The organism is Proteiniphilum sp. UBA1028, from assembly GCF_002316955.1.
GTDB lineage: Bacteria > Bacteroidota > Bacteroidia > Bacteroidales > Dysgonomonadaceae > Proteiniphilum.
This window is the reverse complement of record NZ_DCEN01000013.1, coordinates 1-514: the sequence shown is the minus strand read 5'-3', so window position 1 is coordinate 514 and position 514 is coordinate 1. Positions and strand designations below refer to the sequence as shown.

Annotated in this window: 1 protein-coding gene; it reads right to left on the bottom strand. The window is 34.6% G+C overall.

The features are described 5' to 3' along the window. Positions 1-331: 331 nt before the first annotated feature. The coding region (locus B3Z75_RS01765) for a DUF4974 domain-containing protein (protein WP_294067128.1) at positions 332-514 on the bottom strand (183 nt) is incomplete at its 5' end.

The following is a 514-nucleotide window of genomic DNA, read 5'->3' as shown; positions in this document are numbered from 1 at the left end:
TTTTTAACATAAAATGTGATGTTTTTTTCCTTAACGTTCTGACCGTAGGAAGGAGTTACCAACAAAAGGTTCAGACAGAGAAAAGAAAAAAACAGAATAATGTTTTTAAGATTTTTGTTCACAGCTGTCAGATTATTCATAACTTTGTAAAGTTTAATGATTTTAGTGAGATTGTTAAACTGATTTACCACAAACAACCGTAAGATGCAAACAGTAGGGTTGTTTTGTAGTATCATCCCGAGCAGCCCTGAACAGGGTTGCTCTTTTTTAATAAAATAAGAAATAATTAAGCAGTTGAGGTTTTATTCATAGGCATCTGTTTTTTGGTAAGTTATTTATATAAAAGTATATGACGGTTGTTTTTCTTGTATTTTATTCCTGAAATATACTCAAGTGACTGCAAAACGGACTCAAGACTCTGATTGTCGTGCTCTCCTGAAATAAGGTTGTCAAACTCCTGCCCCTCCTGGAAGACAATAGAGCAGTTGTACTCTCTCTCCAGCTCTCTGGCTAC